Origin of the sequence: Bifidobacterium sp., from assembly GCF_050874245.1 — a bacterium.
In the GTDB taxonomy this organism is placed as follows: Bacteria; Actinomycetota; Actinomycetes; order Actinomycetales; family Bifidobacteriaceae; genus Bifidobacterium.
In genome coordinates, this window is record NZ_JBNMKH010000110.1 from 1 (window position 1) to 4,656 (window position 4,656).

Consider the following 4,656-nt stretch of genomic DNA (forward strand, 5'->3'; position numbering starts at 1 on the left):
CCGCGAGCGCGACGACAAGGTGGTGATCATCTTCATCACAGCCGCACCGCAATACGCCATCAGCGGATATGAGGTGCGCGCGCTGTCGTACCTGCTCAAACCGTTGCCATGGTTCGCATTCTCCCAGGAATTGAAGAAATCAATCGACACGGTCCGCAGCAACGTCGACGATTCCATGCTCATCGACACCGGCAAGGGGCAGATGCGTCTGGACTTGGCGGACATCCTCTACCTCGAATCGATCCGCCACACCATCGTCATTCACACGCTTGACGGCAAGCTGTCCATCAACGGCACGTTGAAGGATATGGAGGCCAAGCTGGCCGACTACCACTTTTTCCGTTCGAATTCCTGCTATCTGGTCAATCTCAGGCATGTGACGGGTATGGCCGATCAGGATTGCATCATGTCGAACGGCGAGCGGCTGCGTGTGAGCCGCCCGCGTAAGAAGGCGTTCCTGACGGCGCTGACGGACTACATGGGGGGAGGAATGGGATGATCGGGGCGATTCCGGATTTCGCCACGCGTGTCATGGTGGTTTCGGTGCCGTCGATGACGCCGATCACCAACGCACTGCCCGATATTCCCCGTTCGTACACCGCCATCTGCGAATGGCTGGCATGCGTGGTGTATATGGCGGTGCTGTTCCGCCGCGCGCCGCTCCGCCGCTCCGTCACTGCGGGCGTGGTCGGCTTGGTGGCGTTGATCGTCGTGCAGTATTTCGACGGCGTCATGCCGATTTGGTTCTGGATTGTCGGCATGATGCTCGCCTTCGGCTGCATGTACCTGACGATTCTGTTCGGTGCCGGGACCGGCAAACGCGAGGGATTGTACATCACGGCACGCGCGTTCGTGCTGGCCGAATTGGTGGCGTCACTGCATTGGCAGATCGTCACGTTCATCGGCATGCGCGACAGGCATGTCGCCGATTATGATTGGCGCGCCGTTCTGCTGCTTGTCGTCACGTACGCGCTGTGCTTCGGCCTGGCCTGGCTGGCGGAACGCGGCAATTTCAGCCAGACCTCCCCCACGTTGCCGACGGCTTCCGCTGCGACGGCGACGGTGGCCATCACGGTCGTCACCTTCGCCATGAGCAATCTGAGTTTCATCTCCACGAACACGCCGTTCTCCGGAACGGTGGGCCAGGAGGTCTTCTACATCCGCACATTGGTGGATTTCTGCGGATTCGCGATTCTATTCGCACAGCAGGAGCAGATGCGCCGTCTTGAGGCGAGCACCGAGCTCGCGTCGATCAACGCGCAGCTGGAAAGCCAGCATCAGGAGTATCTGCAATCGAAGGAGAACATCGAATCGCTTGGCCGTCTCGCGCATGATCTGAAGCATCAGATCGCGGCATTGCGCGCCGAAGTCGACCCCGAGCATGCGGCGGCGGGCTTCGAACAGCTGGAGAAGTCAGTGCAGCGTTACAGCGCGCAGCAGCATACCGGCAATCCTGTGCTCGACGTCATCCTCACCACGAAGGAGCGCGCCTGCAACGACCACGGCATCACGTTCACCGCGGTCGCGGACGGATCGCTGCTAAGCGGCATGTCATCGATGGACATCGCGTCGCTGTTCGGCAACGCCCTCGACAACGCGATTGAGGCTACATCGAAACTGCCGAATCGGGAGCAGCGTCTTATCAAACTTGCTTTGTTCGAACAGAATCGTTTTATCGTGATTCGCGTCGAGAATTATTTCGATTCCCGGCTGAAGAAGGATGCTGACGGCAACCTGCGCACCACGAAGCGCGACGACCAGCATCGGCATGGCTTCGGCGTGAAATCGATTCGCCACATCGTGCAGCAGTACGGCGGCGAAGTGACGATCCGCACCGACGACCATTGGTTCGTGTTGACCGCGCTCATCCCCCGTCAAACCGGCCTGATGGCCATGTGACGGACGGGCGGTTGGACGCTGGCTATTTCTCCGGTTGCGCGGATTGCGGAATCGGCAGATGGAAGCCGGCGAGCGGCTTGGCCAGACGGGAGGCGGTGAAGGAGCTGACGGCCACCGCGAGGCCGATCGGCACGAACAGGTTGATTGGGGCGTCGGCCAGCTCCATCACCAGGCAGATTGCCATCAACGGCGCCTGCTGCGAGGCGGCGAGCAGCGCGCACGCGCCCAGCAGAGCGTACATGCCGATCGAATTCGTATGGAACATCTGCATCCACAGAACACCCAATACCGCGCCGCCGGAAGCGCCCAACGCGATGCCCGGCTGCAACACGCCACCGGAAGCGCCGGAACGGATCGTCAGCAACGTGACGACCGCCTTGGCCACGAAAGACAGCAGCAACACCGGAATGACGGCCAAATCGGCCTTCGACGAGAAACTCAGCTGCGCGGTGGCACGGCCGTTGCCCATCACCTGCGGCACGGCGATCGCCACAACGCCCGTCAGCAGGCCGGCAAGCGGCATCATCCACAGAATGCCGGTTCCGGACGGCTTGTTCTTCTCCGCCCACTGGGAACCGCGGCGGAATAGCGCGCCGGCCGCGCCGAGAACCAGACCGGCGACCAGCGCGAACAGCATGTAATCCGGCGTGAACAGGCCGTCCGCCTTGCCGATCAGATAGAACGTGTGCGTGCCTTTGACCAGACTTGCCACCCAGGAGGCGAGCGCGGAGCAGGCGAACGCGAGCGTGACCGTTTCCAGCGTCACGTCGGCGAGCAGAATCTCCACCGCGAAGAACGTGCCCGCAAGCGGCGCGTTGTAGACGCCCGCGAGGCCGGCCGCGGCGGTGATGGCCACCAGCATGCGCGTATCCTTCGCGTCGAGACGCACCCAACGGGCGAAACGCTGGCCGAACATCGCGCCGAGCTCGCGAGGAGCCACCTCGCGGCCGATCGACATGCCAGTGCCGACGATGAAGATCTGCAGCAGCACGTGCACGATGGTCTGCCAGACTGGCATCAGCGCGCCGCCCACGGCCTTTTTGACGGATGGCACTTTGGTGGTGCGGGTGCGCAGCAGCCACCAAATCACGGCAGCGATGGTGGCACCGAGCGTCACGGAAACCACGCGACGGATGGCGGGCACGTTGAACGGGCCGGATTCATGCGAATTTTCGATGTAGCCGAGTGCGAAACGTTCGACCTGATACAGCATGAGCGTCAGCAGGCCGGCGGCCGCTCCGATGGCGATGCCGACGACGGCGACCGCCGCGATCAGCGCCGGTATTCTGCCGATCTTCGGCTGCGTCTCCGCCTCTTCCTGCGATTGCGTCGCCTTCGTTGCTTCCTTCACGCTGCGTCCACCTCGTCTTCGGTTCGTCTTGTCGTTCGTTTCGTCGCATCACCATCGTTCCACCGATGGCGGATTTATACGCCGATGGCGCCAATCGGCATCACTTCGGCATCACTTCGACGTTGCTCGGTTTGTTTCAATCGCCCTGTTTCACGCCCTGTTTCACGGCTTGCATGATATAGCCGATGAAATCGTCGGCAGCCGGCCCTTCGAAATGGGACAGCGGTATCCGCGAATGGATGCCGCGGACCAGATCGACGGCCTGCGACACATCGAAATCCGCCGCGGCGGACAGATACAGGTAGATGGCCTTCTTCGGAAGGTGGAACAGCGAGGACAGCAGGCTGATGGAATATGCCACGCTCTGGCGCAACGCCTCATCCAAATCCTCATGAAGCCCCAGAGCCAGCAGCTTGCCGCCCGCATATGCGAACGGTCTGTCGTGAACGCCGAAAAGCCCATCGGCGACCTCGCCGGGAATGACGGTCAACGTGACCGTCGCGCGAAGCGGAGCCTCCAAAGCGGTCAACGCCACTTCCCCATCGCCCTGCGCGTAATGGGGGTCGCCGATGTAGAAGCCGGCGCCATCGATCTGCACCGGCAGGAACAGCGTGCTGCCTTCCGTCATGTCGTTCACATCGATATTCCCGCCGAACGCGTAGGGAGGGATGGAGCACTTCCGCTCGTCGGAGTCGGGCGTCACGCCCATGATTCCCAGGAACGGATGCAAAGGAAAGGCTGGATAGTCCGTTCCATCCAACGCTTGGTCGTGGAACTGCGTTCCGTCGGGAACGATCTGTCCGAAAGCCGTGCCATCCACGGAAATGACCTTGCACAGCGCGCCGTAATCGCCCTCAAGCTCGGAATCGACCATGACGCCGCGGCCGTGACGCGTGGAAATCACTCCGTAGGGGGCGCGACGCTCAAGTCTGTCGATGGACACCATCAGCACGTCTCCGGGCTTGGCTCCCTTGACTTCAATCGGTCCGGTGACGACGTGGGAGCCGTCATGCTCGCCGCGGGACTTGCAAGCGGGAATCGCGATGGCGTCCTCCAGAAGCTCGTCGCGGCCGATGCCCCGGGAGCCGAAATATCTGACGGGGTCAGAGCCCTGGTCAGGCATGAGCCCTTCATGGCTGATGGTGTCGATCGTTATCCGCTGGCCGGAGGAGATGGATGCGATCGGGCCATCCGCACGGGACGGAAGCACGCCCCAGAACGTGTTTCGCACGCTGGCGGGCACGTACTGGCCGCCCATGTCCCGTGCCTCTTCCGGAGTGAGCCTTTGCAGCACCGGTCCGAATGCCCTTGAATCCTTCATCGATCTCCGCCTTTTTGGTATGTCGTCTCTTTGGTACGACTTGGTATGACGCGGTTTTGGTATGTCCGATTTGCGTCGAAACCAA

General features: G+C 61.7%; 4 protein-coding genes. 2 read left to right on the forward strand and 2 right to left on the reverse strand.

Annotated features, from left to right (window positions below; translation table 11 throughout):
• Positions 1 to 499 (forward strand): LytR/AlgR family response regulator transcription factor (locus ACR0P8_RS08715; RefSeq protein WP_432624694.1); only part of this gene is annotated, 499 nt, incomplete at its 5' end.
• Between the two features lie 53 nt (positions 500 to 552).
• Positions 553 to 1,899, forward strand: a complete 1,347-nt coding sequence (locus ACR0P8_RS08720) for a GHKL domain-containing protein (protein WP_432624697.1) — start codon at positions 553 to 555, stop codon at positions 1,897 to 1,899.
• A 22-nt stretch (positions 1,900 to 1,921) separates the two neighbouring features.
• On the opposite strand, the gene ACR0P8_RS08725 is transcribed toward ACR0P8_RS08720, so the two are convergent.
• Entirely contained in the window at positions 1,922 to 3,250 is a 1,329-nt protein-coding gene (locus ACR0P8_RS08725) for a chloride channel protein (RefSeq protein ID WP_432624695.1), read from the reverse strand.
• Positions 3,251 to 3,386: 136 nt separating this feature from the next.
• A complete protein-coding gene (locus tag ACR0P8_RS08730; RefSeq protein ID WP_432624696.1) occupies positions 3,387 to 4,571 on the reverse strand; it encodes an acetamidase/formamidase family protein in 1,185 nt (394 codons plus the stop codon).
• Positions 4,572 to 4,656: the final 85 nt, after the last annotated feature.